Genomic DNA, 26708 nt, shown 5'->3' with positions numbered 1-26708 from the left:
GCGTCTCAGACGGAACGCAGTACGGCGACGACCTTGCCGAGAATCTGGGCGTAGTCGCCGAGGATCGGCTCGAAGTTGCTGTTGCGCGGCAGCAGCCAGGTGTGCCCATCGCGCTGGCGGAACACCTTGACGGTGGCCTCCTCGTCGAGCATCGCCGCGACGATCTCGCCGTTCTCGGCCGTCTTCTGCTGACGCACGACGACCCAGTCGCCGTCGCAGATCGCGGCGTCGATCATTGATTCGCCGACGACCTTGAGCATGAAGAGTTCGCCCTTGCCGACGAGCTGGCGGGGGAGCGGGAAGATCTCTTCGACCTGCTGTTCGGCCGTGATGGGGATTCCGGCGGCGATACGCCCCACGAGTGGCACCATCGCTGCGTCACCGATGGGTGCAGCCTGCGCGTACTCCTCACCGTCCGGCTCTCCGCGCTCGGACTGGGGGAGATCGATGAGGATCTCGATGGCGCGCGGGCGGTTGGGGTCGCGACGGATGTAGCCGCTGAGCTCGAGCTGGCCGAGCTGGTGGGTGACGCTGGAGAGGGAGGCGAGCCCGACGGCGTCGCCGATCTCGCGCATGCTCGGCGGGTAGCCACGCGACGACACGGTGCGCTGGATGAATTCCAGGATCGACAGCTGCTTCTCACTCAGGCTCTTACGCCTTCGTGTCGACGGTTTCTCGTCCATCTTCTGCTCCTGTCGCACCGAATGTCGGTGGCTCCTGATTGTGTGTGTCTCGCGACAGTCGAAACTGTATCCGCCTTCGTTCCCGGAGGCAAACACCTGTTCGAGTGTGTCGCGGCTTCACTGACACAGAGTTTCGAATCGGGCCTTGCATTTTCGAACAATCGAATATATGTTCGGAACAGAGCTTCGCATCCGATGTTCCCGGCCGAACATCGGATGCGGCTCTACCCCTTTCGATTCACCCTCCTTCCGGAGGGCGGGTTTCAAGAAAGAGAAGAGGCATCACATGAGCACCTCAGCAGTCGACATGGATTTCACCGGGGTCGCCCCGGCATCGTTCGAGGCTTCGGAGACCGCCGCGCCCCGCGCCGCCGCTTCGCACCTTCGGATCACGCAGCGAGGTCGCCGCGTGCTCATGACGCTCGCCGCACTCCCGCTCGTCGTGATCGCACTCTTCGTTGCTCTCAACGGCGGCATGGCGACGGCCACGGATGCATCGGGGCCAGCCGAGCTGAGCTACGTCACGGTCTCGGGTGGTGATTCGCTCTGGGGCATCGCCGAGGAGATCGCTCCCGGTGAGGATCCCCGCGAGGTCATCGCCCAGCTTCTCCGCTTCAACACCCTCAAGGGTTCGGATGTCGTTCCCGGCCAGCAGCTCGCCGTGCCGACCATGTACGTCAACGGCTGAATGAGGTCTGCCGGGCTGAAATAGGATTGAGCGGTGGCTTCCCTTTCAGACCTTCCCCTTCGTGACAGCCTTCGCGGCAAGAGTCCGTACGGCGCTCCGCAGATCAATGTGCGCTATGCGCTGAACGTCAACGAGAACACGCACCCGATCCCCGAGCCGGTCGCGCATGACATCGTCACGTCGTTGGCTCGGGCCATTCTGTCGGTCAATCGCTATCCTGATCGCGAGTTCACGGAGCTTCGTGAACGGCTCGCCGGTTATGTCGGCCACGGGCTGACGGCCGAGAACATCTGGGCTGCCAATGGGTCGAACGAGATCCTCCAGCAGCTTCTGCTGGCCTTCGGCGGTCCGGGGCGCAAGGTGCTCGGTTTTCCGCCGAGCTATTCGATGCACTCGATCATCGCCGAGATCACCGACACGCAGTGGGTGATGGGGGAGCGGGATGCCGGCTACGAGATCTCCCCGCAGACCGTCGTAGAGTCGATCCGTCGCACCCAGCCCGATGTCGTCTTTCTCTGCTCGCCCAACAACCCGACGGGCACGCACCTCTCGCTCGAGACGATCGCCGCCGCCTACGACGCGTGCGACGGGATCGTTGTCGTCGATGAGGCCTACGCCGAGTTCGCCCCCGATGGCGCGCCGTCGGCCCTCGATCTGCTCGAGGGCCGGGAGCGTCTGGTCGTTTCGCGCACCATGAGCAAGGCGTTCGCGTTCGCGGGCGCCCGGGTGGGCTATCTGGCGGCCGATCCGGTCATCGCCGACGCCCTTCGTCTTGTGCGGCTTCCATACCACCTGTCGGCGCTCACCCAGGCGGCGGCTGTCGCTGCACTCGAGCACACGCCCGAGATGTTGGCCATGGTCGATGACATCCGCACCCAGCGCGACCGCCTCGTGGTCGAGTTGGCTGCCCTTGGCTACACGCCGCTGCCCAGCGCATCCAACTTCGTGCTGTTCGGCGGTGTCGATGACCCGAAGGGGCTGTTCGAGGCTCTCCTCGAGCGCGACATCCTGATTCGCGATGTCGGCATCCCGCACCACCTGCGCGTGACGGCGGGAACGGAGGCGGAGACGAGTGCCTTCCTGGCCGCCCTCGCTGATCTCACCACTCGGTAGACTCGACCTCAGGGGCCCAGGCCCCGCGCCTTCTCGCGTTCGGGTTCTCCGTGCGCCCAGACCAGTGACCTAAGGATCCGGCATGTCAGAGCTCGGCAGTTCGACCCAGAGCAGGACGGCCCGGCTGTCCCGCGAGACCAGCGAGTCCAGCATCGAGCTCTCGGTGAACCTCGATGGCACGGGCACCTCGAACGTGTCCACGTCGGTGCCGTTCTTCGATCACATGCTGACCGCCTTCTCCAAGCACTCGCTCATCGATCTCGATGTGCGTGCGACAGGCGACACCGAGATCGACGTGCACCACACGGTGGAAGACATCGGTATCGTCCTCGGCAAGGCGATCGCTCAGGCGCTCGGCGACAAGGCGGGTATCTCGCGCTATGGTGACGCCCACGTCCCGCTCGACGAGGCGCTCGTCCGCGCAGTTGTTGATGTCTCTGGCCGCCCGTACCTGGTGCACAGCGGTGAGCCGGCGGGCTTCGAGTTCCACCTCATCGGTGGCCACTTCACCGGTTCGATGGTGCGTCATGTCTTCGAGGCGATCACGTTCCATGCCGGGCTCACGGTGCACATCACGGTGCTCGGCGGTCGCGACCCGCATCACATCGCGGAGGCGGAGTTCAAGGCTTTCGCCCGTGCCATGCGCACGGCGGTCCAGCGCGACTCCCGCGTGTCCGGCATCCCGTCGACGAAGGGCGCTCTCTGATGTCGGGGGCTCTCCTGTGACGCGCAAGTCGGTCGTCGTCCTTGACTACGGCAGCGGCAACGTCCACTCCGCGGTCAAGGCGCTCGAACTTGCGGGCGCAGACGTCGAGTTGACCGCCGATCGGCGCAGGGTGGCCGAGGCGGACGGCCTCCTGGTTCCCGGGGTCGGCGCGTTCTCGGCGGTCATGGAGGCGCTTCGCGCTGTCGGCGGTCCTGAACTCATCGAGCGGCGCCTTGCCGGCGGTCGACCGGTGATGGGCATCTGCGTCGGAATGCAGGTTCTGTTCGAGCACGGTGTCGAACGCGGGCAGGGTACGGAGGGTCTCGGCGAGTGGCCGGGCACCGTGAGCCTGCTCGATGCCCCCGTCGTGCCGCACATGGGCTGGAACACTGTGCAGCCGGATGCCGGTTCCGTGCTGTTCGAGGGAGTCGAAGACGAGCGCTTCTACTTCGTGCACTCCTACGCCGCGCATGAGTGGACGCTCGACATCGTGCCGCCGTTTCCTCCTGCCCTTCTGACCTGGTCCGAGCATGGCGAGCGCTTCCTCGCGGCGGTCGAGAACGGCCCGCTGTCGGCGACCCAGTTCCACCCGGAGAAGTCGGGGGCACCGGGCATTCGCGTGCTCTCGAACTGGATCGGCAGCCTCTGATTCTCTGCCGTGTCCAAACGCGGGTAGTATCTGTTTCTTGTTCAGCGCGTTCGCGCCCTCACCTGTATGCGTCCCCGGCGATCAGCCGAGAAAGCCCTTCATGAGCGAGTTCAACAAGACCCCCGGTCTCACCCTTTTTCCGGCGGTCGATGTTTCGGATGGCAAGGCGGTGCGGCTGACCCGCGGGGAGGCCGGCAGCGAGACCAGCTATGGCGACCCTGTGGCGGCCGCTGAGGAGTGGGCTGCGCAGGGCGCCGAGTGGATCCACCTGGTGGACCTCGATGCCGCGTTCGGCCGGGGCAACAACCACGGTGTCATCAAGAAGGTGATCCGTCAGGTGCGCGGCGTCGTCAACATTGAACTCTCTGGCGGCATCCGCGACGACGAGTCGCTCGAGGCGGCCCTGGCGACGGGGGCGAAGCGTCTCAACCTGGGCACAGCAGCCCTCGAGAACCCGGAGTGGGCGGCCCATGTGATCGCCGAGTACGGTGAGGCGATCGCGGTCGGCCTCGATGTGCGCGGCACGACGCTCGCGACGCGGGGATGGACGAAGGATGCGGGTGATCTCTGGTCGGTCATGGATCGACTGGAGGAGGCTGGCTGTGCGCGCTACGTCGTCACTGATGTGACGAAGGATGGCACGATGCAGGGCCCGAACGTCGAGCTGCTGCGGCAGGTGCTCGACCACACGCCGCGCCCGGTGATCGCCTCCGGTGGCATCTCGAACCTTGACGATCTGGTTGCCCTGCGCGAGCTTGTGCCGCTCGGGCTGGAGGGCGCGATCGTCGGCAAGGCGCTCTACAACAAGGCCTTCACGCTGGCCGAGGCGTTGGACGTCGCCAGCGACTGATGCACGACGGCGATTCGAAGCACGATGGCGTTCCGGTCTCGACGAGGCTGGCGGATTCCGCGGGGCGTCCGTGGGCCGGGCGGCATTTCGAGGAGGTCGATCCGGCGGTCGCCGAGGATGACGGCTCCGCGCCCGAGGGGCTGAGTTCGGCGCTGGACCGCTTCAGGGCTGGCCAGACGGATGCTGTCGAGGTCGTCGACGCTCTGCGCGAGTGCCGGCTGCTGGTGCCGCTGGTGGCGCAGCTGGGGGAGTCCGGCGTCAATGAGCACGGCGTCGTGGTTGACAAGAGCGCGGAGCTGTCGATCGTGACGGTGGCGGGGCCGGATGGCCGCAATGTGATGCCTGTGTTCGGCTCGGTCGAGGCGATGCAGCGCTGGAATCCGATGGCACGGCCTGTCCCCGTCGATGCGGTGCGCGTGGCGTTGGCTGCTGCCGATGAGGGCACCGATCTGGTGGTGCTCGACCCGACGTCTCCTTCGGAGTTCGTGGTGCGCCGACCCGCGCTCTGGGCGATCGCGCAGTCGCTGCCGTGGGTGCCGAGCCATTCTGATCCAGAGGTTGTCGCCGAGTTCGAGGCGTCGATCGCATCCGAGCCGCTTGTCGCGCAGCTCGTTCTGTCGCAGGGAGATCCGGATGCCCGTCTGCTGGGCCCCGAGCTCGTGGTGACGCTCACTCTGGCCCCGGGCCTCGATCAGGCCACCCTCGACGCGCTTCTGGCTCGGGTCCAGCAGCGCTGGGCCTCCAGCACCACGATCGCGGAACGCGTCGACTCCCTGGCGGTCAAACTCCGCCCAACCCCCGCGGGTTGAGGACCGAGGAGCGATCGTCCCCCGCGGGTTGAGGAGGCCGAGGAACGAGGCCGTCTCGAAACCTGACCTGCGAGCAACCCACCTACCGGTTCAGACGACCGAGCCTGTGAGCTTCTCTCCTGGCCCTTTGCCCGGCGCATCCGGAATGGATGATGCTTCGCGGAAGGCGAGTTGCACCGAGCGCAGGCCGTCGCGCAGCGGTCGCGCGTGTGAGTCGGAGAGGTCGGGTGCCGCCGCGGTGATGAGGCCGGCGAGGGCGTTGATGAGTTTGCGTGCTTCGTCGAGGTCGAGTTCGTTCTCGGGGTCGTCGGCGAGGCCGCATTTGACTGCGGCGGCGCTGAGCAGGTGCACGGCTACCGTGTTGATGATTTCGATGGCCGGTACTTCGCTGATATCGCGGGCCGCATCCGTCTCGGGTGACTCCGCGGGGGAGTCGGTGAATACGTGATTGTGCTCGGTATCGCTCATGAAGCTTTCCTCTGATAGACTCGTCCGGGCTCTGGGACCTGTGATGGTTCCAGATACGAAAGTGGAGATTCTCCCACCCGCGCTTGACCGCCTGTGTTGTTGTTTGGCACTTAAAGGTTACCGGGTTGTTGGCACCCCGCCGACGCGCACGCGAGTGTGCTGAGGTAGTTTCAAGGGCGCCGTGCCGGGTGTCCCGATTCTCTGATCGGGGTTGCTTCCGGTGCGATTTCTCTCCTCTCGTCGCCACGGCATCCGCCGAAGGCCAGGCAGGTAGTGCTTCATTGCGAAGCGACGATCTATAGAGGAGCACCGCATCAGCGATCCCAGAACGAATGACCGAATCCGTGTTCCCGAGGTTCGTCTCGTTGGCCCCGGGGGCGAGCAGGTTGGCGTCGTCCGTATCGAAGAGGCGATCCGTCTTGCCCAAGAGGCCGACCTGGATTTGGTTGAGGTTGCTCCCAATTCCAAGCCGCCTGTCGCAAAGATCATGGATTTCGGCAAGTTCAAGTACGAAACCGCGCAGAAGGCCAAGGAGGCCAAGCGCAATCAGACGAACACGATCCTCAAGGAGGTTCGTTTCCGTCTCAAGATCGACAAGCACGACTACGAGACCAAGCGCAAGCGCGCTGAGGGCTTCCTCAAGCAGGGCGACAAGGTCAAGGCCATGATCCTGTTCCGCGGTCGTGAGCAGTCGCGCCCCGAGCAGGGCGTTCGCCTGCTGCAGCGTTTTGCGGAGGATGTCGCGGAGTTCGGTTCGGTCGAGTCGACCCCTATGATCGATGGCCGCAACATGGTCATGGTCATCGGGCCGCTTCGCACGAAGGCGGAGGCCAAGGCGGAGTCGGATGCCCGTAAGACGGCGGCGAAGTCGTCTTCCAGCGCCGAGCCGGGTGCAGAGCAGCCGGCAGAGTCCCCGGCCGAGTAGCGGCCACAACAGTCTTGCGTCCGCGGGGGCGCCAAGCAGTACGACAGTGAACAAGGAGAGAAATGCCTAAGCAGAAGAGCCACTCAGGGGCTAAGAAGCGTTTCAAGGTCACCGGAAGCGGCAAGGTCATGAAGCAGCAGGCGGGTATGCGCCACAACCTCGAGGTGAAGTCGGGCCAGCGTAAGCGCCGTCTGAACTCCGACCAGGTGCTGGCACCGCAGGACGCGAAGGTCATCAAGCGCCTTCTCGGCAAAGCCGGCCGCTGAGCCGCTGAAGAACTCTGAAACGTTAAGGAAGTAGAAGCAAAATGGCAAGAGTAAAGCGGGCTGTCAACGCCCACAAGAAGCGTCGGGTCATCCTCGAGCGTGCCAGCGGTTACCGCGGCCAGCGTTCGCGTCTCTACCGCAAGGCGAAGGAGCAGGTCACCCACTCGCTCGTCTACGCGTACCGTGACCGTCGTGCCCGCAAGGGTGACTTCCGTCGCCTCTGGATCCAGCGCATCAACGCCGCGTCGCGTGCGAACGGCCTCACCTACAACCGCTTCATCCAGGGTCTGAACCTGGCTGGCGTGCAGGTCGACCGTCGCATCCTGGCCGACCTGGCCGTGACCGACCCGAAGACGTTCGCGGCTATTGTCGCGACCGCCAAGGCCGCGCTGCCTGCCGACACTTCGGCGCCCAAGGTGTCTGCCTAAGTAGCTCCTGACGGCCTAGACTTGGGCCATGCTTGACAACCCGCGCTCACCTCGTGTGCGCGGCGTCGCGAAACTTCGCAAGAGAGACGCCCGGTCCCAGACCGGGCTCTTTCTTTTGGAGGGCCCGCAGGCGGTGAGTGAGGCTCTGGCGTTTCGCCCTGAGCTGGTCATCGAGTTGTTTGCGACGCCGACGGCTTTGGAGCGGTATCCGGATCTCGCGCAGGCTGCCGTCGAGGCGGGCGTCGATGTCGAGTTCGTCACCGAGCATGTGCTTGAGGCGATGGCAGACACGGTGACGCCTCAGGGTGTTGTCGCGGTCTGTCATCAGTTCCCGGTCTCGGTGAAGGAGATGCTGGCCCCTCGCGGGGATGGTGCTGGCCCCAGGCTGATCGTGATCCTCGAGGAGGTTCGTGATCCCGGCAATGCGGGAACGATCATCCGGGCTGCGGATGCTGCGGGGGCCGACGGCGTGATCTTCAGCGGCCGCACGGTCGATGTCTACAACCCCAAGGTGGTGCGCTCGACGACGGGCTCGCTGTTCCATGTTCCGGTGGCGGTCGGTGCGGAGTTGTCTTCGCTGAGGGAGCGGGTGAGTGCGGCGGGCCTGCAGGTGCTCGCCGCTGACATCAAGGGTGATGATCTGCTGGCTGCGCGCACGTCTGGTCTGCTGGATGCGCCGACGGCGTGGCTGTTCGGCAATGAGGCCCGCGGGCTGAGTGACGAGCATCTGGCTCTGGCTGATCGTGCGATCACGGTGCCCATCTACGGGCATGCGGAGTCGATGAATCTGGCGACGGCGGCATCCGTCTGCCTGTATGAGAGCGCGTTCGCCCACCGTTCTGCGTAGTCTCGCGGCGGTCACGAATCGATAACACGCCACCCGTTCGGGTGCCTTGTGAAATGCGCAGGCAACATTCGCCCACTAGGTTTGATCCATGACCCCGAACGATGATGTTGCGGAGACTCAGCTCCCGCATTTTGAGACGCGGAGCAACCCCATCCAGGCGGCACGGGGTGAGCCCCTCGTCGTCATGGAAAATGTCGAGAAGTTCTATGGCGATTTTCAGGCGCTCAAGAACATCAACCTCACCGTGAACAAGGGCGAGGTCGTCGTGGTGATCGGCCCGTCGGGTTCAGGCAAGTCGACGCTCTGCCGCACGATCAATCGCCTCGAGACGATCACGTCCGGTGAGATCCGCATCGACGGCAAGAAACTGCCCGAGGAGGGCAAGCAGCTCGCCGCTCTGCGGGCGGATGTCGGCATGGTCTTCCAGTCCTTCAACCTTTTTGCGCACAAGACGATCCTGCAGAATGTGACGCTCGGTCCGATCAAGGTCCGCGGGCGTTCCAAGGCAGATGCCCAGAAGGATGCCCGTGCGCTGCTCGATCGGGTCGGTATCGGCGTGCAGGCCGACAAGATGCCGTCGCAGCTCTCTGGTGGGCAGCAGCAGCGTGTGGCGATCGCCCGCGCTCTGGCGATGAAGCCGAAGGTCATGCTCTTTGATGAGCCGACGAGTGCGCTCGACCCGGAGATGATCAATGAGGTGCTCGACGTCATGGTGCAGCTCGCCTCCGAGGGCATGACGATGATCGTGGTCACGCACGAGATGGGCTTCGCCCGTAAGGCGGCCGACCGGGTCGTCTTCATGGCGGATGGCGAGATCGTCGAGGAGTCGGACCCGGAGTCCTTCTTCACGAACCCCCAGTCTCCGAGAGCGAAGGACTTCCTCTCGAAGATCCTCGACCACTGACCAGTGGGCGAGTAACACAGCAACAAGGAGGAATCATGCGACTCAACAAGGGTCTGATGATGGGCGCGGTGGCCTTGGTCGGCGTGCTCGCACTTGCCGGCTGTTCCGACAGCGGAACACCTGGCACGGATGCCCCGGATGTCAACACCGGCGCAGAGTTCGAGGCTGGCACGACGATGGCGAAGGTCAGCGATGCGGGCGCCATCACCATTGGCACGAAGTTCGACCAGCCACTCTTCGGGCTGACGGGACCGTCCGGGCCGGAGGGTTTCGATGTCGAGATCGGCAAGATGATCGCGGCTGAGCTCGGCATCGCGCCTGAGGGAATCAAGTGGGTTGAGACTGTCTCGGCCAACCGCGAGCCCTTCATCGAGAGCGGCCAGGTTGACCTCGTGATCGCGACCTACACGATCAATGACACTCGCAAGGAGGTCGTTGACTTCGCCGGACCGTACTACGAGGCCGGTCAGGACTTCCTCGTGCTTGCGGGCAACCCTGACGGTATTGAGAACGTCGACAGTTTCAAGAACGACCCGAACCTCGCGGTCTGCACGGTCACCGGTTCGACGTCGCTGAAGAACATCAGCGAGTACACCTCGAACGTCCTCCAGGCGGAGACCTATTCCGCGTGCCTGGAGCCGCTGCGCAACGGTGAGGTTTCGGCTGTCACGACCGACAACGTGATCCTCGCGGGTCTCGCAGACCAGAACGAGGGCGAGTTCGAGGTTCTGGATCAGACGTTCACGGCCGAGCCCTACGGCATCGGTCTGAAGAAGGGTGACGACGCGTTCCGCACGTTCATCAACGACACGCTCGAGGCCTCTTACGAGGATGGCCGCTGGGCAAAGGCTTGGGAGTCGACCGCGGGCAAGGTTCTTGCCACGCCGACGCCCCCGGCTGTCGACCGCTACTGATCAACTGTGGTGGGTGGCCCCTCTTGGGGCCACCCACCCGGTAGTCGAAAAACCATGATGCGAAGGAGGATCGGCCTGTGGACGCAATAGTCCAGTTTCTGCCGGAGTTCGGCGAGGCCTTTCTCGTCACCTTGAGCCTGCTGGCCTTTGCGGGGCTGGGCGCGCTCGTGATCGGAGCGGTGATCGCGGCGATGCGGATCTCGCCTGTGGCGTCGTTTCGTGCCTTCGCAACCGCCTACACCGAGCTGTTTCGCAACATCCCGCTCACGCTCACCCTGTTCTTCTGCGCTTCTGTGCTCCCATACCTCCAGTTCAACCCGGGGTACTACCCGCTTGCGCTCATCGGTCTCACGGCCTACACCTCGCCTTTCGTGGCTGAGGCCCTCCGCTCCGGAATCAACGGCGTTGCGGTCGGGCAGGCCGAGGCGGCGCGTAGCATCGGGCTTCCCTTCGGGCAGGTGTTGACGCTCGTCGTCATGCCCCAGGCATTCCGGATGGTGATTCCTCCGCTCATCAACGTCTTCATCGCCTTGACGAAGAACACGTCGGTCGCCGGCGCTTTCTTCGTGGTTGAGATCTTCGCTGTGGCACGGACCGCCGCGAATGAGAGGGGCGATGCCGTCATCCCGATCCTGCTCGCGGCGGCCGTGCTCTATCTTGTGATCACGATTCCGCTCGGCTTTACCGCGGGTCGTATCGAGAAGAAGTTGGCGGTGCTCCGATGACCTCAGTCCTCTATGACGCTCCGGGGCCGCGCGCCCGTCGTCGGTCTCTCATCATCTCGATCGTCGGCGTGATCGCGATCGTCGGTGGGCTTGTTGCTCTCGTGATGGGGCTGGCTGCTCCGCGAGTTCTCCCCAATGGTGCCGAGTCGCCCGGGCTGCTTGATGGCAGTCGCTGGGACATCTTCCTCGATGTGCAGATCTGGCGCCTCATCGGCGAGGGTCTGTTGGCGACGCTTCGGATGGCGGGGGTTGCGGCGGTGTTCGCGATCATCGTCGGGATCCTGTTCTCGTTCGGGCGTTCTGCCAACTCGCGGTGGATCCGACTGCCCTCGACCGTCCTGCTCGAGTTCTTCCGCGGGATGCCCGTGCTGCTGATGATCCTCTTCATCCTGCTCGTGCTGGGGGTTGAGCCTTTCTGGGCCGGGACCTCGGCCCTCGCCATCTACAACGGGGCGATCATCGGAGAGGCCCTCCGTGCGGGAATCCAGGCCCTCCCGGCGGGGCAACGCGAGAGTGGACTCGCGTTGGGGCTGACGAGACTGCGCACGCGGTTCATCATCGAGTTCCCTCAGGCGTTCCGCCAGATGTTGCCGATCATCATCGCGCAGCTCGTGGTCCTCCTCAAGGACACGGCGCTCGCCTACATCGTCGGCTACCCGGAGTTGCTGCGCACGACGACGACCTACATCGCGAACTATGTCGGCAACCGCTACATGTTCTCGCTCTTCTTCGTGGCTCTCGCGATCTATCTGGTGATGAACCTGATCCTCTCCTGGGTCGCGCGATTCGTCGCGCGCAGGAGCGGCCCGAAGCTCGGCAAGACCGGCCCGGAGACGCCGACGGTGCTCGATGGGCCCGATGGGGTGAAGGCTGCCGCAGAATCCAGCTGGGGCAGCGGGCACCCGAACTAACTCGACTAAACTTGACCCTTGTGTCAGAGCCCCTCATCACAGAAGACAGCGTCGCCGAGGCGGTGGATGCCGCGCTTGCGGCGATCTCCGCTGCTGACGACACCGCAGGCCTGAGGGCGGTGCGCTCGGCGCACCTCGCCGAGGGCTCTCCGCTCGCGACGCTGAACGCGTCGCTGCGCAGCGTCCCGAACGAGCAGAAGGCTGCTCTCGGCAAGCTCGTCGGCCAGGCGCGCGGGCGCGTGAATCAGGCCTTCGCCGCCGCAGAGGAGGAGGTCTCGGCTGCGGAGGAGACCGCGAGGCTCGCCGCAGAATCGGTCGATGTCACGGCCGTCGCGACGCGCTGGACTGCCGGAGCACGGCATCCGCTCACCCTTCTCATGGAGGAGATGGCTGACATCTTCGTCGGCATGGGCTGGGAGGTGGCGGAGGGGCCGGAGCTCGAGAACGAGTGGTTCAACTTCGACGCCCTGAACTTCGATGAGGACCACCCGGCGCGGGCCACGCAGGACACCTTCTTCGTAGACCCCGTCGACTCGCATCTGCTGCTGCGCACGCACACCTCACCCGTGCAGATCCGTTCGCTCCTCGACCGGCCGCTCCCCGTGTACATCGTGGCGCCGGGCCGCGTCTACCGCAGTGACGAGCTCGACGCGACGCACACCCCCGTCTTCAACCAGATCGAGGGCATCGCGATCGATCGGGGTCTCACGATGGCGCACCTGCGCGGCACGCTCGAGCATCTTGCGCGGGCCATGTTCGGCGAGGAGGCGAAGATTCGCCTGCGCCCCAACTACTTTCCGTTCACCGAGCCGAGCGCCGAGATGGACGTGTGGCAGCCGAACGCCAAGGGCGGCGCCCGCTGGGTCGAGTGGGGCGGATGCGGCATGGTCAATCGCAACCTGCTGCGAGCGGCCGGCATCGACCCCGAGGAGTATCAGGGATTCGCCTTCGGCATGGGCATCGAGCGCACGCTCCAGTTCCGCAACGAGATGAATGACATGCGTGACATGGTCGAGGGCGACATCCGCTTCTCGCAGCAGTTTGGAATGGTGGTCTGATGCGCGTCCCCATCTCGTGGCTTCGCGAGTTCGTCGACGTCCCCGCCGATGCCACGGCAGAGAGCATCCAGGCGGTCCTTGTGCGTGTCGGGCTCGAAGAGGAGGCCATTCACGCGTCTGAGCTGAGCGGGCCCATCGTCGTCGGGACAGTTCTGGAGTTCGTCGACGAGCCGCAGTCGAACGGCAAGACGATCCGCTGGTGTCAGGTCGATGTGGGGGAGGCGGAGCCTCGCGGGATCGTCTGCGGCGCACACAACTTCCTCGTCGGCGACAAGGTCGTCGTGTCCCTTCCCGGTGCTGTGCTGCCCGGGCCGTTCCCCATCTCGGCCCGTAAGACCTATGGGCATGTCAGTGACGGCATGATCGCCTCCGCCCGCGAGCTGGGCCTCGGCGACGAGCATGACGGCATCCTGCGCCTCACCGAGATCGGCCTCGACCCGGAGCCCGGCACCGACGCGATCGCGCTGCTCGGCCTCGACGACTACTCGGTCGAGGTCAATGTGACCCCGGATCGCGGCTACGCGTTCTCCATCCGCGGTATCGCACGCGAGTACGCGAACTCCTCAGGGGCGGCGCTCCGCGACCCCGCGTTCGACCCCGCCCTTGCTGAACTCGTGCAGGCTCCGCACAGCGGATTCCCCGTCACGATCGACGACGGGGCTCCTGTGCGCGGTGTTGTCGGGGCATCCGTCTTCGTCACGAGGGTCGTGCGCGGCATAGACGCGACGCGGCCGACGCCCGCCTGGATGGCGACCCGTCTACGCCTCGCGGGCATCCGCTCGCTCTCGCTGCCGGTCGATGTGACCAACTACGTCATGTTCGAGCTCGGTCAGCCCATCCACGGATACGACCTCGACAGGCTCAGCGGCGGCATCACGGTGCGCCGCGCCTCGGAGGGCGAGCAGCTCGTCACGCTCGACGCCCAGAAGCGCAAGCTCAACAGCGAGGATCTTCTCATCGCTGATGAGTCCGGCCCGATCGGCCTTGCCGGTGTCATGGGTGGCGCGACGACCGAGATCACGGATGCGACGACGAATGTGCTCATCGAGGCGGCGAACTTCTCGCCGGTCTCCATCGCGCGCACCGCCCGACGCCACAAGCTGCCGAGCGAGGCGTCCAAGCGCTTCGAGCGCGGCGTCGACCCGCTCGTGGCGGAGGCTGCCGCGGCCCGTGTCGCGCAGCTGCTCGTGGAGCTCGCCGGCGGAACGCTCGACGAGCTGGGGTCCAGCCTGGTGACGCCGCCCACCCCGCAGCCGATCGTGCTGCGCCATGGTTTCGTGAATTCACTGATGGGTGCGGACTACACCGACGAGGAGGCTCGCTTCGCCCTCGAGGCCATCGGCGCCTCCGTGCGCACCGTCGACGGGGGTCTCGAGGTCACGCCGCCGAGCTGGCGCCCCGACCTCACCGATGAGCCGACGCTCGTCGAGGAGGTCGCCCGCATCATCGGTTACGACCGCATCCCCTCTGTTCTGCCCGTCGCGCCTCCGGGGCGTGGTCTGGCTCGTGCGCAGAAGCTGCGCCGTGCGGCGGCGAACATGCTCGCGGCCAACGGCCTCACCGAGGTGCAGTCGTACCCGTTCGTGTCCGCTGCATCCCATGCGCGCTTCTCGGGCGATGCGCCCGCGATCAGGCTCGCCAACGCGCTCGACGCGGAGGCGCCGCTGATGCGCCGCACGCTCCTGCCGGGTCTCATTGACACGGCGCGCCGCAACCTGTCGCGCGGGCTCACCGAGCTTGCCCTCTTCGAGGTGGGAACGGTGTTCCTGCCTCGCCGTGGCGTCGTCTACGGCAGCGGCCCGCTGCCGGTGGGCAACGAGCATCCGGGGGAGGGGCGACTGGCCGAACTCGACGAGAGCATCCCGCCGCAGCCGTGGCATGTCGGGGCGCTGTTCCTTGGTGACAGGGTCTCCCGCCAGCCGGGCCAGGCTGCGGTTCCGTCGTCGCTCGCCGACGCCATCTCTGCGGCCCAGCAGCTCGCAGCATCCGTTGCCGTTGAACTCCGAGTGGAGCAGGGCAACCACCCGGCGCTCCACCCGGGCCGCACGGCCGAGTTCTATGCCGGCGACGCGGTCGTCGGCACAGCAGGGGAGTTGCTGCCGTCGCTCGCCGACGATCTCGACCTGCCGCGCATGGTCGCGGTGCTCGAGCTGGATCTCGATGCGCTCATCGAGCATGGCCGCCGCGAGGTGGTCGCGATTCCGCTCTCCTCCTATCCGGCCGCAACGCAGGATCTCTCCACGGTCGTGTCGGCGGATGTTCCGGCCGACGACGTTCTCGCAGCGGTCCGCCAGGGCGCGGGCGAGCTGCTGGAGCACATCCACCTCGTCGACGACTACCGCGGCTCCGGTGTTCCGGAGGGCAGCAGGTCGCTGACCTTCGCCCTGCGGTTCAGGGCGCCGGATCGCACCCTGACCGCAGCCGAGGCATCCGAGGCGAAGCTTGCGGGGCTGGCCGTCGCTGCCGAGCGTTTCGGTGCGACGCTGCGCGAGTAGTCCGAACAGTGGTCGCGTGTCGGTTCTCCGTTCTCGGGGCTCCGACACGCGGCCGTTCTGATTCGCCGCGACATCGCGGGAGGCTATACAGTGTTCCCGTGGACATCACCCGCGGTTCTGTGCTCGGCGAGCGTCGCCTTGAGCTGTTCCGCGTGCGCCGACTCTCGGCGACGTCGCCTCGCTGATCCATCAGTGTCGCCGCGTCGCCGCCTCTGCCCGTTCCATCCCATTCCTGATTTAAGGTAGAGACATGTCTTTTTCCGTTGCCGTTGCCGGAGCAAGCGGCTACGCGGGTGGCGAGATCCTTCGGATCTTGGCCGGCCACCCCGAGATCACCATCTCAACAGTCACAGCCCATTCGAATGCGGGTCAGCCTCTGACGGCGGTGCAACCGCATCTGCGCTCGCTCTCGGGCCTCACGCTCGTCGAGACGGTCCCCGAGAATCTCGCGGGCCACGACGTCGTCTTCGTCGCCCTGCCGCACGGCAAATCCGGTGAGCTGACCTCCCATCTGGGTGATGACACGATCGTCATCGACTGCGGTGCCGACCACAGGCTCACGAGCGAGGCCGACTGGGAGCGGTTCTACGGCGGCGAATTCTTCGGTGCCTGGGAGTACGGCATGCCCGAGCTGCTGCTCGCCGACGGCGGCATGCAGCGGCAGAATCTTGTGGGCGCTCGTCGCATCGCGGTGCCGGGCTGCAACGTGACGGCGGTGACATTGGGTCTGGCCCCGGGCATCCGCACCGGCCTGATCAGGGCGGATGATCTGGTCGCGGTCCTCGCGGTCGGCACGTCTGGGGCGGGCAAGAGCCTGAAGCCTCACCTGCTGGCCAGCGAGATCCACGGTTCGGCGGCGCCGTATGCCGTGGGCGGCACACACCGGCACATCCCTGAGATCCAGCAGAATCTCGCAGTGGCGGGGGGCCGCGACATCCGCGTCTCCTTCACTCCCGTGCTCGTGCCGATGTCGCGGGGAATCCTCGCCACCTCGACGGCTGTGCTCGAGCCCGGCGTGACGGCTGCCCAGGTCCGTGCGGCCTGGGAGGAGGCCTATGCGGGCGAGCCTTTCGTCCAGCTGCTGCCTGAGGGGTCATTCCCGAAGACGGCCGATGTGCTGGGCGCCAACACGGCACTCGTGGGTCTCGCCGTCGACGAGGCGGCCGGCCGCCTCGTCGTGATCAGCGCGATCGACAATCTCGTCAAGGGCACTGCGGGAGCGGCGGTGCAGTCGATGAACATCGCGCTCGGACTGCCCGAGAGTATGGGGCTCGTACAGGACGGGGTGGCGCCATGAGCGTGACAGCGGCATCAGGTTTCGAGGCGGCCGGCGTCGAGGCCGGGCTCAAGAATTCGGGCGGGCTCGATCTCGCCCTCGTCGTCAATCGCGGGCCGCTGCAGGCTGCGGCCGCGGTGTTCACCTCCAACAGGGCGAAGGCCAATCCGATCCTGTGGTCGCAGCAGGTGATCGCCGATGGCACGGTGTCCGCGGTCGTGCTCAACTCGGGCGGCGCGAACTGCTTCACCGGTTCTCAGGGCTTCCAGACGACGCACGCCACGGCGGAGCAGGTCGCCGCAGAATTGAGCGTCTCGGCGGGTGACGTTCTCGTCTGCTCGACCGGCCTCATCGGCGAGCAGCTTGACCGTGACCGCGTGCTGGCCGGCGTCTCGGCGGCGGCGGGCGCGCTCAGCGCGAATGGTGGGGCGGATGCCTCCCGGGCGATCATGACCACCGACACCAGGCCCAAGACGGCGGTGGTCAACACGGGCGGCTGGACCATCGGCGGCATGGCCAAGGGTGCCGGAATGCTCGCACCGGGCCTCGCCACCATGCTCGTCGTCATCACGACGGATGCGGTTCTCGAACCTGCCGAGCTCGATGCGGCCCTGCGCTCGGCGACGAGGGTCAGCTTCGACAGGCTCGATTCGGATGGCTGCATGTCGACGAACGACCATGTCACGCTCATGGCATCCGGGGCATCCGGTATCCGGCCGGAGGTGAACGAGTTCACAGAGTCTCTCACCGAGCTGTGCACGAACCTCGCGATGCAGTTGATGTCGGATGCCGAGGGCGCCAGCCACGACATCACGATCGAGGTCGTCGGGGCCGAGACGGAGGAGGACGCCGTCGAGGTGGGCCGCTCGGTCGCCCGCAACAACCTCTTCAAGGCGGCCGTGTTCGGTAACGACCCCAACTGGGGCCGTGTGCTGTCTGCGATCGGCACCACTGCGGCGGCCTTCGACCCCTATGAGGTCGATGTGAGCATGAACGGTGTGAGGGTCTGCCATGCGGGCGAGCCCGACCAGCCCCGCGAGCTGGTGGACCTTACGCCGCGCGCCGTGCATCTGGCCATCGATCTGAAGGTGGGCGCGGCGGCCGCGACGATCTTCACCAACGACCTCACGCACGATTATGTGCATGAGAACAGCGCGTACTCCAGCTGATGGCCACGTCACAGGAGCCCCAGGAGCTGAATGCGCTGCGCGCGGCCACGCTCATCGAGTCTCTGCCCTGGCTGAAACGGTTCCGGGGGCGTGTGATCGTCGTGAAGTTCGGCGGCAACGCGATGGTCGACGACGATCTCAAGCGGGCATTCGCTGAGGACATGGTCTACCTGCACCATGTGGGCATCCGCCCTGTCGTGGTGCACGGCGGTGGGCCGCAGATCTCGGCGGAGCTGAAGCGCCGTGGCATCCACAGCGAATTCCGTGGTGGCCTGCGCGTGACGAGCCCGGAGGCGATCGACGTCGTGCGTGAGGTGCTCACGACGCAGGTGAGCCACGAGCTGGTCCAGCTGATCGACGAGCATGCCTCCGGCGGGGAATCGCTGGCGCAGGCGCTCTCGGGAGAGACCGAGGGCATGTTCCGCGGTCGGCGCCGGGGCACGGTCGTCGACGGCGAGGAGGTCGACCTGGGTCTTGTCGGCGAGGTCGTCGGAGTCGATCCGGCCATCCTGCATGGTCTGCTCGATGCCGGTCGCATCCCCGTGGTCTCGTCGGTCGCGCCGGATGGCGATGTGCCGGGTCAGCTGCTCAATGTGAATGCCGACTCGGCCGCTGCCGCGGTCGCTGTTGCGCTGGGTGCGGCCAAGCTCGTGGTGCTCACCGACGTCACGGGTCTCTACGCCGACTGGCCCGACCGTGACTCGCTCGTTTCCCGAATCACCGTCTCGGAGCTTGAGGAGCTGCTTCCGTCACTGGAGTCGGGGATGATCCCCAAGATCGGTGCCTGCCTCGAGGCCGTCAACGGCGGGGTCGACAAGGCCGCCATCATCGACGGGCGGATCCCGCATTCGATCCTGCTCGAGATCTTCAGGGGCACCGGTATCGGCACGGAGGTCGTGCCGGATGCCTCACTCCTCGAACCATCACCATCCGTTTCAGTACCAGACGCAAAGGCACAGTAGTGGAAGATCAGAAGTGGGTCAGCAGATTCGGTGAGGCCATGATGGGCTCCCATGCGACGCCGTTGGCGATGCTCGAGCGCGGCGAGGGCTGCCACGTCTGGGGCGTCGACGGTAAGCGATACCTCGACTTCCTTGCGGGCATTGCGGTGAACTCGCTCGGCCATGCACATCCGGCGATCGTCGACGCCGTGACGAGCCAGATCTCCACCCTCGCGCACGTGTCGAACTACTTCGCCACGCCTCCGCAGCTCGAGCTGGCCGAGAAGCTGCGCCGCATCACCGGCGCGGGTGCCGCCGGCCGGGTGTACTTCGGCAATTCGGGCGCGGAGGCCATGGAGGCGGCATTCAAGCTGGCGCGTCTCAACAACGACGGCGGACGCCGCACCCGCATCATCGCCCTCACGAACTCCTTCCACGGCAGAACCATGGGGGCGCTGTCTCTGACGGGCAAGGCGGCCATCCGTGATCCCTTCGTGCCGCTGTTGAGTGGCGTCGAGCACATCGAGGCGACGGTCGAGGCACTCGAGGCGACGATCGACGACACCGTTGCTGCTGTCGTGTTCGAGCCGATCAAGGGCGAGGCCGGCGTCGTCGACCTGCCAGAGGGCTTCGTCGTGCGCGCCCGCGAGCTGACGCAGGAGCATGGTGCGCTGCTGATCCTCGACGAGATCCAGACGGGTGTCGGCCGCACCGGCACCTGGTTCACATACCAGCAGTTCGGCATTACCCCGGATGCGGTGGCCATTGCGAAGGGGATCGCCGGCGGTCTCCCGCTCAGCGCCCTCGTGACCTTCGGTGGCGCATCCGATCTCTTCCACAGGGGCAGCCATGGCAGCACCTTCGGTGGCAATCCGCTCGTGACGGCTGCAGCCAACGCGGTGATCGCTGAGATCGAGCGTGCCGATCTCATCGACAACGCTGTTCTGCGTGGCAATCAGTTGCGCGAGATCATCACCTCGATGGAGTCGCCGCTGGTCGCGGAGGTGCGCGGTCGCGGCCTGCTCATCGGCGTCGGTCTCACGGAGCCCGTCGCGGGCAGGGTTGCTGCCGCTGCGTTGGAGGCCGGCCTGATCGTGAATGCCGCGAACGAGTCCAGCATCCGCATCGCGCCGCCTCTGATCGTGGGCGAGCAGGAGCTCACCGAGTTCGAGGCGCTCTTCCAGAAGGCGCTGGAGGCGGTCGTATGACCCGGCATTTCCTTCGGGACGACGACATCAACCAGGCGGAGCAGTCCGAGATCCTCGAGCTCGCACTGGCCCTGAAGAAGGACCGTTTCCAGACGCGTCCGCTTGAGGGCCCGCAGACGGTGGCGGTCATCTTCGACAAGTCGTCAACGCGCACCCGCGTCTCCTTCGCGGTGGGCATCGCCGATCTCGGCGGTGTCCCGCTCATCATCAGCACTGCGAGCAGTCAGCTCGGGGGCAAGGAGACCGCCTCCGACACGGCTCGGGTGATGGAGCGTCTGGTCGCTGCGATCGTGTGGCGCACCTATGCCCAGTCGGGGCTCGAGGAGATGGCTGCGGGCACGAGGGTGCCGGTGGTCAACGCGCTCTCCGACGATTTCCATCCCTGCCAGCTGCTCGCCGATCTGCTCACCATTCGCGAGCACAGGGGTGAGCTCGCCGGTCAGACGGTGACGTTCCTGGGTGACGGCGCCTGCAACATGGCACAGTCGTATCTGCTTGCCGGTGCGACAGCGGGGATGCACGTCCGCGTCGCGTCGCCGATCGGCTACGCGCCGGCCGATGCCGTTGTCGCGGATGCGGATGCGATCGCCGCGAAGACGGGAGGCTCGGTGACGCTCTTCACCGACCCGAACGAGGCCGTCGCCGGAAGCGACGTGGTTGTGACGGACACCTGGGTGTCGATGGGCAAGGAGGCCGAGAAGGCGGAGCGCGTCTCCTCGCTCGGCGCTTACCGGGTCGATGCCGAGCTGATGTCACTCGCCAAGCCGGATGCACTGTTCATGCACTGCCTCCCCGCTGATCGCGGCTATGAGGTGACCGCCGATGTGATCGACGGCCCGCAGAGTGTCATCTGGGACGAGTCGGAGAACAGGTTGCACGCGCAGAAGGCGCTGCTCGTCTGGCTCTTGGAGAGATCGGATGCGCTGGCCGAGTTGCGTGCTGGCGCGGGGAGTGTGGTCGTCGATGGCTGAGCGGCAGGCAGGGTCCGGGCACGCCGGAGGCACCAATGAGGGTTCGCTCTGGGGCGCCCGCTTCAGCGGCGGTCCGTCACCCGAGCTCGCACGGCTGAGCAGGTCGACGCATTTCGACTGGCAGCTGGCTTCCTACGATCTGGCCGGTTCGCGGGCGCATGCCAAGGCGCTCGCCGCTGCGGGTTATCTCGACGCAGACGAGTTGCCTCGGATGCTCGACGCCCTGGCCGCGCTCGGCGCGGCTGTCGAGTCCGGCGAGATCATTGCGGAGGAGTCCGATGAGGATGTCCACGGTGCGCTGGAGCGGCACCTGATCGCGATCGCGGGGCCTGAGCTGGGCGGCAAGCTGCGCGCCGGTCGCAGCCGCAACGATCAGATCGCCACGCTCATCCGCCTCTATCTTCTCGACCACGGGCGCGCGATCTCGCATCTGCTGGTGCAGTTGGTCGATGCGATCGCTGCGCAGGCGGATGCGCATCCGGCCGCGGTCATGCCGGGTCGTACCCATCTGCAGCACGCCCAGCCGGTTCTGCTGGCCCATCATCTGCTGGCCCACGCGTGGCCGCTCGTGCGTGATCTGGAGCGCCTGCGTGACTGGTCCGTGCGGGCGTCGGCGTCGCCGTATGGTTCTGGCGCGCTTGCGGGCAGCTCGCTGCGTCTCGACCCGGCCCTCGTGGCATCCGAGCTGGGTCTCGCAGGGCCGTCGGAGAATTCGATCGACGCGACGGCGAGCCGTGACGTGGTCGCAGAGTTCGCGTTCATCCTGTCGATGGTCGGGGTGAATCTGTCGCGTTTCGCGGAGGAGATCATCCTCTGGAACACCCGCGAGTTCGATTTCGTCACGCTCGATGACGGTTATTCGACGGGGTCGTCGATCATGCCGCAGAAGAAGAACCCTGACATCGCCGAGCTGGCGCGGGGCAAGGCGGGGCGCCTGATCGGCAATCTTTCTGGGCTTCTGGCGACGTTGAAGGGTCTTCCGCTCGCTTACAACCGCGACCTGCAGGAGGACAAGGAGCCGGTCTTCGATTCGGTGGTGACGCTGGAGGTGCTCCTCCCCGCGTTCACCGGAATGGTGGCGACGCTGCGCTTCAACACGGAGCGGATGGCGGAGCTGGCCCCGCAGGGTTTCTCCTTGGCGACGGATGTTGCGGAGTGGCTGGTGAAGCAGCGGGTGCCGTTCCGTGAGGCGCACGAGATCAGCGGCGCGCTGGTCGCCTTCTGTGAGCGGCATGGGATGGAGCTGCATGAGCCGAGCGATGAGGAGTATGCCGCGATCGACGCCCGGCTGACGGGTGGCGTGCGCGCTGTTCTCTCGGTGGAGGGAGCGATCTCGAGCCGGGATGGCGTCGGCGGCACTGCTCCGGTGCGCGTCGCCGAGCAGCTCGCCCAGCTCACGGAGCGCATCCGTGCACTGGCCCCCTCCGCGGGCTGAGCGGCACCCCTCCGCGGGTTGAGCAGGCCGCCCGCGGCCGTATCGAAACCAAGGAGCCCCAAAGTGTTCGACCGCGAAGCTCTCTCCCTCCCCGCGGTAGAGGTCGCCCCGCTCCTGCTGGGTTCCTTGCTGAGCGTCGATTCTCCTGAGGGCAGGGTGGTGCTGCGCATCTCCGAGGTGGAGGCGTATCACGGCGCGCAGGATCCGGGTTCGCACGCGTTTCGTGGCCGCACGGCACGTAACGCGGTGATGTTCGGCGAGGCGGGGCATCTGTACACGTATTTCACCTACGGCATGCACACGTGCGCGAATGTGGTCTGCGCGACGGAGGGCACGGCATCCGGATGTCTGCTGCGCGCCGGCGAGATCGTTGAGGGTGTCGAGGTGGCCAGGTCTCGTCGTGCAAGTTCGCGCGTGGATGCGGATCTCGCCCGCGGGCCGGGGCGCCTGTGTGTGGCGCTGGGCATCACGTTGGCCGATGGGGGAGCGGATCTCGCGTCGTCGCGTGTGCGGCTCGAGCTTGCACGCCAGCCGTCGCCTTACGAGACGAGCGCACGCACGGGCGTGTCCGGCGCAGGTGGCACGGATGATTTCCCGTGGCGCTTCTTGATTCCGGGCGACCCCACGGTGTCGCCTTACAAGCGGCATGTGCCGAAGCGGAGGAATACATCGCTGGGATGAGCTGACTGCATCTCCTGGCCGATGTGCGGCGTTCCTCCTGTGGCGAGGCTGGTGGCATGAACATTTCTGCCTCCGAATCAACACCTCTTCTCACTGCGTCTCGAATCAGCGTTCGCTATGCCGAGACGCCCGCCCTCGATGGGGTGAGTCTCGCTGTCCAGCCGGGGGAGTCTGTCGCCATCATGGGGCCGTCGGGGTCAGGCAAGACGAGCCTGCTGCATGTGCTCGCCGGCATCATCACGCCGACGAGCGGGGAGGTGACCGTCGCGACCGGCCCGATCCCCGTGAACGTGAGCGCATTGGGGGAGGCCGAGCGGTCTCGTCTTCGGCGTGAGGAGTTCGGTTTCGTGTTCCAGCAGGGGCTCCTGATTCCCGAGTTGACAGTTGTGGAGAATGCCGCGTTGCCATTGCTGCTCGCGGGGCAGCCTCGGGCTGCCGCGGAGGCGCAGGCCACGAGCTGGCTTGCCGCTCTCGGGCTTGCGGGTCTGGAGCGCCGCCGTATCGGCGAGCTCTCCGGCGGTCAGGCGCAGCGTGTGGCGATCGCTCGCGCGCAGGTGACGGGCGCCACGATCGTCTTCGCCGATGAGCCGACCGGCGCTCTTGATTCCGTCACTTCTTTCGAGGTGATGACGGCGCTGCTCGGTGTTGCCGCTGATGGCAGTCGCGCATTGGTCGTGGTGACCCATGACGAGCAGGTGGCGGCCCGCTGTTCGCGCATCATCCGCCTCAGGGACGGCCGGATCGAGCACGTGTCTGATGCGAGTGCAGTGACGACGGATGCGGCGGCCCGTTCATGAGCGCCCTCACCGTGAATTCCCCGGCGCCTCTGCCTCGGGTGAGGCGTCCTGCCCCGATCGCGCGGATCACCTGGATGCTCGCCCGCCCGAGCGCCGATTCCGCTGCGACCCTCGCCCTGCCGGTTGTTGCTTTCGCTGTGACGACGGCGCTTCTGCTGATCGTCGCGGGTGGTGGTGTCATGTTCTGGTCGTGGCCGCCCGCCGACTTCACTGGCACGTACCGTCTCCTCAGCGCGCTGGCGCTCGCGCTTCTCGTGGTCCCGCTTCTGGGTCTGAGCGGTGCTGCCGCTCGTCTTTCGGCTCGTCGGCGTGACGACCGGCTGGCCACGCTCCGATTGCTGGGCGCGACGGCCGCCCATGTCGTGCGCATCACCGTTCTGGAGTCGGTGCTCGTGGCTGCGGTCGGCGCGGTCGTGGGCGTTGCCCTCTACCTGCTCGCGAGCCCTCTTGTCGGGTTGATTCATTTCGGCGGGGAGGCGATCGGGGCGGGTTCTCTGATGCTTCCGCCGTGGGTGGTGGCTCTTGTGGTGGTCGCCGTTGTGTCGCTTGCTGCGGTCAGCGCGGCGATCGGGCTGCGCAAGGTGGTCATCTCGCCGCTCGGTGTGCGCATGAAGCAGACGGCGCCGCGCTTGAGTTGGTTGCGTGGGCTCATCGGCGGGGTCGTCATCACGGTGGCCGTTGTGGTGCTCACGAGCCTCGGGGTGCTTCCCAGCTATGCCGCCGTTGTTCTTGCGATCGGCATTGCATTCGCGATCGGGGTGGGGGTGCTGGGTCTGATCGGTCCGTGGGTGATCTGGCTTGTCGCGAAGGTGCAGGTCTCCCGTGCCCGCACAGCGACTCGCCTCATTGCTGCCCGCACGATTCTGGAGGCACCGCTGGCGGCATGGAGGCAGGTGAGCGGTCTCGCGATGACGAGTTTTGTCGCGGTGGTCGCGGGCACGGGTATCGCCTTCCTTGACACGCTCGGAGATTCGGGTGGCCCGGATGAGGTTGTATTCTTCGGCGATGTTCGCACGGGCGTGCTGATCACTCTTGTCGCGTCGTTCCTCATGGTGGCCTGTTCTGTGGGGGTGAATCAGGCGGCCGCCATTCTCGACCGACGAGATCTGTACGTCAACCTCGATCGGGTCGGTACTCCTCGTTCGGTGTTGGAGGGTGCGAGGGCGAGGGCGATCATGGTTCCGCTGTGCTGGGTGTCGCTCGGCTCGGCTGGGCTGGGTGCCCTGCTCGTGTTCCCGCTCGCAGGGTGGACGCTGATCACGGCTCCGTTGTCGCTCGTGGTCATTGCTGCGGCGTTCGCGCTGGGCATCGGTCTCGTCGCCTGTGCGGTGATGGTGACCCGATCCGTGACGACGCGCGTGCTGAGGCATCCCGAGCGGGCCTGACGATGGTCGCGGCCGGGAGTGGCAGGCTTCCGGTCGCGCCGCTGGGGCGACTGATCCTCCGGTAGCCTTGAATCCGTGCCGATCCCTGTCTCAGACGCCCTCTCCGCCCAGCGCAACGATGCCTCGTTCCCCGATGTCTGGGAGGAGCTGCTGTGGCGTGGCCTGGTCCATGTGTCGACGGATGCGGAGGCGCTGAAGGCGCTTCTCGCGGGGCCGCCGATCACCTACTACTGCGGCTTCGATCCGACGGCCCCGAGCCTCCATCTCGGCAATCTGGTGCAGCTGCTCCTCTTGCGTCGCATCCAGCTGGCGGGTCACCGTCCGTTGGCTCTGGTGGGCGGGTCGACGGGACTCATCGGCGATCCCAAGCCGACGGCGGAGCGCACCCTCAACACTCCTGACGTCGTCGCCGAGTGGGTCGGATACCTGCAGGGGCAGGTCTCGAGGTTCCTCAGCTTCGAGGGTGACAATGCTGCCCGGCTGGTGAACAACCTCGACTGGACTGCGCCGCTGTCGGCGATCGATTTCCTTCGCGAGGTGGGCAAGCACTTCCGTGTCGGTTCCATGCTCAAGAAGGATGCCGTCAGTGCGAGGCTCAACTCCTCCGAGGGCATCAGCTACACAGAGTTCAGCTACCAGGTGTTGCAGGGCATGGATTTCCTCGAGCTGTTCCGGCAGTACGGATGCGTGTTGCAGACGGGCGGTTCCGATCAGTGGGGCAATCTCACGAGTGGCGGCGATCTCATCCACAAGGCCGAGGGTGTGAGCGTGCACGCGATCGGCACGCCTTTGATCACGAATTCGGATGGCACGAAGTTCGGCAAGAGCGAGGGCAATGCCGTCTGGCTTGATCCCGCGCTGACGAGCCCGTACGCGATGTACCAGTTCTGGCTGAACACCGACGACGCTGATGTCGTCGACCGGCTCAAGATCTTCACCTTCCTCGGGCGCGAGCGCATCGAGGAGCTCGCCGAGCTGGTCGAGAAGGAGCCGTTCCGGCGTGAGGCGCAGCGCACTCTCGCTTTCGAGGTGACGGCGCTCGTGCACGGTGTCGAGGCGACGGAGGCTGCGATCGCGGCCGCGCAGGCGCTCTTCGGTCAGGGCGATCTCTTCTCGCTCGATGAGGCGACGCTTGCGGCGGCCATCGCCGAGTTGCCGTCTGCCACGGCGTCGGCCGGGGTGACGGTGGCCCAGTTGCTTGTGGATTCGAAGCTGACGTCGAGCCTGGGGGAGTCGCGGCGGGCGATCGAGCAGGGCGGCGTCTACCTCAACAATGTGAAGGTGACGGATGCGACGGCGGAGGCGAGCGAGGCCCTTCTGTTCTCGCGTTACGCCGTGCTGCGCAGGGGCAAGAAGACCCTTGCGGGGATCGTCGCGGCTTAGACTGTGCTTCGCCCGCGTTGATA

General features: G+C 66.1%; 28 protein-coding genes. 26 read left to right on the top strand and 2 right to left on the bottom strand.

Annotation, left to right across the window (positions count from 1 at the left end; translation table 11 throughout):
- Nucleotides 1-5: 5 nt before the first annotated feature.
- Nucleotides 6-683, bottom strand: a complete 678-nt coding sequence (lexA, locus tag FB562_RS07140; RefSeq protein ID WP_141880474.1) for a transcriptional repressor LexA — start codon at nt 681-683, stop codon at nt 6-8.
- 286 nt (nt 684-969) lie between these two features.
- Between lexA and FB562_RS07135 the strand changes: the two genes are divergently transcribed.
- The 6 genes from FB562_RS07135 to FB562_RS07110 all read left to right on the top strand — a co-directional run bounded on the left by FB562_RS07135 (nt 970) and on the right by FB562_RS07110 (nt 5498).
- Nucleotides 970-1371: a LysM peptidoglycan-binding domain-containing protein gene (locus tag FB562_RS07135; RefSeq protein ID WP_246081376.1), complete on the top strand. Its 402-nt coding sequence runs from the start codon at nt 970-972 to the stop codon at nt 1369-1371.
- Between the two features lie 33 nt (nt 1372-1404).
- Entirely contained in the window at nt 1405-2484 is a 1080-nt protein-coding gene (locus tag FB562_RS07130) for a histidinol-phosphate transaminase (RefSeq protein WP_141880473.1), read from the top strand.
- 82 nt (nt 2485-2566) lie between these two features.
- Nucleotides 2567-3190, top strand: coding sequence for an imidazoleglycerol-phosphate dehydratase HisB (hisB, locus tag FB562_RS07125; RefSeq protein ID WP_141880472.1), 624 nt, complete (start codon nt 2567-2569; stop codon nt 3188-3190).
- A 16-nt stretch (nt 3191-3206) separates the two neighbouring features.
- Nucleotides 3207-3839, top strand: coding sequence for an imidazole glycerol phosphate synthase subunit HisH (hisH, locus tag FB562_RS07120; protein ID WP_141880471.1), 633 nt, complete (start codon nt 3207-3209; stop codon nt 3837-3839).
- Nucleotides 3840-3939: 100 nt separating this feature from the next.
- Nucleotides 3940-4689, top strand: a complete 750-nt coding sequence (gene priA, locus FB562_RS07115) for a bifunctional 1-(5-phosphoribosyl)-5-((5-phosphoribosylamino)methylideneamino)imidazole-4-carboxamide isomerase/phosphoribosylanthranilate isomerase PriA (RefSeq protein ID WP_141880470.1) — start codon at nt 3940-3942, stop codon at nt 4687-4689.
- Complete coding sequence (locus FB562_RS07110; RefSeq protein WP_141880469.1) at nt 4689-5498, top strand: SseB family protein; 810 nt, start codon at nt 4689-4691, stop codon at nt 5496-5498. The genes priA and FB562_RS07110 overlap by 1 nt, the downstream gene beginning before the upstream one ends.
- A 90-nt stretch (nt 5499-5588) precedes the next feature.
- Here FB562_RS07110 and FB562_RS07105 read toward each other — a convergent pair whose 3' ends face one another.
- Nucleotides 5589-5966, bottom strand: coding sequence for a DUF1844 domain-containing protein (locus FB562_RS07105; RefSeq protein WP_141880468.1), 378 nt, complete (start codon nt 5964-5966; stop codon nt 5589-5591).
- A 280-nt stretch (nt 5967-6246) separates the two neighbouring features.
- On the opposite strand from FB562_RS07105, the gene infC reads away from it, so the two are divergent.
- From infC to tyrS, 20 genes are all read left to right on the top strand, one after another.
- Nucleotides 6247-6891 carry a translation initiation factor IF-3 gene (infC, locus tag FB562_RS07100; RefSeq protein WP_221625393.1) on the top strand — a complete coding sequence of 215 codons (645 nt, stop codon included), beginning with the start codon at nt 6247-6249 and terminating at the stop codon, nt 6889-6891.
- 62 nt (nt 6892-6953) lie between these two features.
- The gene (gene rpmI, locus FB562_RS07095) at nt 6954-7157 is read left to right on the top strand and encodes a 50S ribosomal protein L35 (protein ID WP_141880466.1); all 204 of its coding nucleotides are present in this window, start codon (nt 6954-6956) and stop codon (nt 7155-7157) included.
- 41 nt (nt 7158-7198) lie between these two features.
- Nucleotides 7199-7585 carry a 50S ribosomal protein L20 gene (gene rplT / locus FB562_RS07090; RefSeq protein WP_141880465.1) on the top strand — a complete coding sequence of 129 codons (387 nt, stop codon included), beginning with the start codon at nt 7199-7201 and terminating at the stop codon, nt 7583-7585.
- Nucleotides 7586-7613: 28 nt separating this feature from the next.
- Nucleotides 7614-8432, top strand: coding sequence for a TrmH family RNA methyltransferase (locus tag FB562_RS07085; protein ID WP_141880464.1), 819 nt, complete (start codon nt 7614-7616; stop codon nt 8430-8432).
- Between the two features lie 184 nt (nt 8433-8616).
- On the top strand, nt 8617-9336 hold the full coding sequence (locus tag FB562_RS07080) for an amino acid ABC transporter ATP-binding protein (protein WP_221625392.1): 720 nt from the start codon (nt 8617-8619) through the stop codon (nt 9334-9336).
- Between the two features lie 35 nt (nt 9337-9371).
- Nucleotides 9372-10250, top strand: coding sequence for a glutamate ABC transporter substrate-binding protein (locus FB562_RS07075; RefSeq protein WP_141880462.1), 879 nt, complete (start codon nt 9372-9374; stop codon nt 10248-10250).
- A gap of 77 nt (nt 10251-10327) precedes the next feature.
- On the top strand, nt 10328-10975 hold the full coding sequence (locus FB562_RS07070) for an amino acid ABC transporter permease (protein WP_141880461.1): 648 nt from the start codon (nt 10328-10330) through the stop codon (nt 10973-10975).
- Nucleotides 10972-11886: an amino acid ABC transporter permease gene (locus FB562_RS07065; RefSeq protein WP_141880460.1), complete on the top strand. Its 915-nt coding sequence runs from the start codon at nt 10972-10974 to the stop codon at nt 11884-11886. The genes FB562_RS07070 and FB562_RS07065 overlap by 4 nt, the downstream gene beginning before the upstream one ends.
- A 20-nt stretch (nt 11887-11906) precedes the next feature.
- Complete coding sequence (pheS, locus tag FB562_RS07060) at nt 11907-12944, top strand: phenylalanine--tRNA ligase subunit alpha (RefSeq protein ID WP_141880459.1); 1038 nt, start codon at nt 11907-11909, stop codon at nt 12942-12944.
- Nucleotides 12944-15439, top strand: coding sequence for a phenylalanine--tRNA ligase subunit beta (pheT, locus tag FB562_RS07055; RefSeq protein ID WP_141880458.1), 2496 nt, complete (start codon nt 12944-12946; stop codon nt 15437-15439). The genes pheS and pheT overlap by 1 nt, the downstream gene beginning before the upstream one ends.
- Before the next feature lie 250 nt (nt 15440-15689).
- A complete protein-coding gene (argC, locus tag FB562_RS07050) occupies nt 15690-16736 on the top strand; it encodes an N-acetyl-gamma-glutamyl-phosphate reductase (protein WP_141880457.1) in 1047 nt (348 codons plus the stop codon).
- Nucleotides 16733-17884: a bifunctional glutamate N-acetyltransferase/amino-acid acetyltransferase ArgJ gene (argJ, locus tag FB562_RS07045; RefSeq protein WP_141880456.1), complete on the top strand. Its 1152-nt coding sequence runs from the start codon at nt 16733-16735 to the stop codon at nt 17882-17884. The genes argC and argJ overlap by 4 nt, the downstream gene beginning before the upstream one ends.
- A complete protein-coding gene (gene argB / locus FB562_RS07040; RefSeq protein ID WP_141880455.1) occupies nt 17884-18846 on the top strand; it encodes an acetylglutamate kinase in 963 nt (320 codons plus the stop codon). Before argJ ends, argB begins: the two co-directional genes overlap by 1 nt.
- Entirely contained in the window at nt 18846-20033 is a 1188-nt protein-coding gene (locus FB562_RS07035) for an acetylornithine transaminase (protein ID WP_281284314.1), read from the top strand. The genes argB and FB562_RS07035 overlap by 1 nt, the downstream gene beginning before the upstream one ends.
- On the top strand, nt 20030-21004 hold the full coding sequence (argF, locus tag FB562_RS07030; protein WP_141880454.1) for an ornithine carbamoyltransferase: 975 nt from the start codon (nt 20030-20032) through the stop codon (nt 21002-21004). The genes FB562_RS07035 and argF overlap by 4 nt, the downstream gene beginning before the upstream one ends.
- Nucleotides 20997-22439 (top strand): argininosuccinate lyase, encoded by a 1443-nt coding sequence (argH, locus tag FB562_RS07025; RefSeq protein ID WP_141880453.1) that lies wholly within the window; start codon nt 20997-20999, stop codon nt 22437-22439. The genes argF and argH overlap by 8 nt, the downstream gene beginning before the upstream one ends.
- A 63-nt stretch (nt 22440-22502) precedes the next feature.
- Nucleotides 22503-23120 carry a DNA-3-methyladenine glycosylase gene (locus tag FB562_RS07020; RefSeq protein ID WP_141880452.1) on the top strand — a complete coding sequence of 206 codons (618 nt, stop codon included), beginning with the start codon at nt 22503-22505 and terminating at the stop codon, nt 23118-23120.
- 56 nt (nt 23121-23176) lie between these two features.
- The gene (locus FB562_RS07015) at nt 23177-23917 is read left to right on the top strand and encodes an ABC transporter ATP-binding protein (RefSeq protein WP_141880451.1); all 741 of its coding nucleotides are present in this window, start codon (nt 23177-23179) and stop codon (nt 23915-23917) included.
- 38 nt (nt 23918-23955) lie between these two features.
- Nucleotides 23956-25302: an FtsX-like permease family protein gene (locus FB562_RS07010; RefSeq protein ID WP_246081375.1), complete on the top strand. Its 1347-nt coding sequence runs from the start codon at nt 23956-23958 to the stop codon at nt 25300-25302.
- Nucleotides 25303-25377: 75 nt separating this feature from the next.
- Nucleotides 25378-26685 (top strand): tyrosine--tRNA ligase, encoded by a 1308-nt coding sequence (gene tyrS / locus FB562_RS07005; protein WP_425459818.1) that lies wholly within the window; start codon nt 25378-25380, stop codon nt 26683-26685.
- Nucleotides 26686-26708: the final 23 nt, after the last annotated feature.

It is taken from the genome of Homoserinimonas aerilata, assembly GCF_006716125.1.
Taxonomy (GTDB): domain Bacteria; phylum Actinomycetota; class Actinomycetes; order Actinomycetales; family Microbacteriaceae; genus Homoserinimonas; species Homoserinimonas aerilata.
Note: the sequence above shows the minus strand (reverse complement) of the source record. Positions and strands in the feature narration are given on the sequence as shown.

What these genes read in the sequence shown, in the direction of transcription:
- rplT (WP_141880465.1), top strand. Translation starts at nt 7,199, where the DNA reads ATGGCAAGAGTAAAGCGGGCTGTCAACGCCCACAAGAAGCGTCGGGTC.
- FB562_RS07085 (WP_141880464.1), top strand. Translation starts at nt 7,614, where the DNA reads ATGCTTGACAACCCGCGCTCACCTCGTGTGCGCGGCGTCGCGAAACTT.
- argJ (WP_141880456.1), top strand. Translation starts at nt 16,733, where the DNA reads ATGAGCGTGACAGCGGCATCAGGTTTCGAGGCGGCCGGCGTCGAGGCC.
- lexA (WP_141880474.1), bottom strand. Translation starts at nt 683, where the DNA reads ATGGACGAGAAACCGTCGACACGAAGGCGTAAGAGCCTGAGTGAGAAG.
- argH (WP_141880453.1), top strand. Translation starts at nt 20,997, where the DNA reads ATGGCTGAGCGGCAGGCAGGGTCCGGGCACGCCGGAGGCACCAATGAG.
- argB (WP_141880455.1), top strand. Translation starts at nt 17,884, where the DNA reads ATGGCCACGTCACAGGAGCCCCAGGAGCTGAATGCGCTGCGCGCGGCC.
- rpmI (WP_141880466.1), top strand. Translation starts at nt 6,954, where the DNA reads ATGCCTAAGCAGAAGAGCCACTCAGGGGCTAAGAAGCGTTTCAAGGTC.
- FB562_RS07135 (WP_246081376.1), top strand. Translation starts at nt 970, where the DNA reads ATGAGCACCTCAGCAGTCGACATGGATTTCACCGGGGTCGCCCCGGCA.
- FB562_RS07065 (WP_141880460.1), top strand. Translation starts at nt 10,972, where the DNA reads ATGACCTCAGTCCTCTATGACGCTCCGGGGCCGCGCGCCCGTCGTCGG.
- FB562_RS07110 (WP_141880469.1), top strand. Translation starts at nt 4,689, where the DNA reads ATGCACGACGGCGATTCGAAGCACGATGGCGTTCCGGTCTCGACGAGG.
- argF (WP_141880454.1), top strand. Translation starts at nt 20,030, where the DNA reads ATGACCCGGCATTTCCTTCGGGACGACGACATCAACCAGGCGGAGCAG.
- hisB (WP_141880472.1), top strand. Translation starts at nt 2,567, where the DNA reads ATGTCAGAGCTCGGCAGTTCGACCCAGAGCAGGACGGCCCGGCTGTCC.
- pheT (WP_141880458.1), top strand. Translation starts at nt 12,944, where the DNA reads ATGCGCGTCCCCATCTCGTGGCTTCGCGAGTTCGTCGACGTCCCCGCC.
- FB562_RS07080 (WP_221625392.1), top strand. Translation starts at nt 8,617, where the DNA reads ATGGAAAATGTCGAGAAGTTCTATGGCGATTTTCAGGCGCTCAAGAAC.
- FB562_RS07075 (WP_141880462.1), top strand. Translation starts at nt 9,372, where the DNA reads ATGCGACTCAACAAGGGTCTGATGATGGGCGCGGTGGCCTTGGTCGGC.
- priA (WP_141880470.1), top strand. Translation starts at nt 3,940, where the DNA reads ATGAGCGAGTTCAACAAGACCCCCGGTCTCACCCTTTTTCCGGCGGTC.
- argC (WP_141880457.1), top strand. Translation starts at nt 15,690, where the DNA reads ATGTCTTTTTCCGTTGCCGTTGCCGGAGCAAGCGGCTACGCGGGTGGC.
- FB562_RS07015 (WP_141880451.1), top strand. Translation starts at nt 23,177, where the DNA reads ATGAACATTTCTGCCTCCGAATCAACACCTCTTCTCACTGCGTCTCGA.
- FB562_RS07105 (WP_141880468.1), bottom strand. Translation starts at nt 5,966, where the DNA reads ATGAGCGATACCGAGCACAATCACGTATTCACCGACTCCCCCGCGGAG.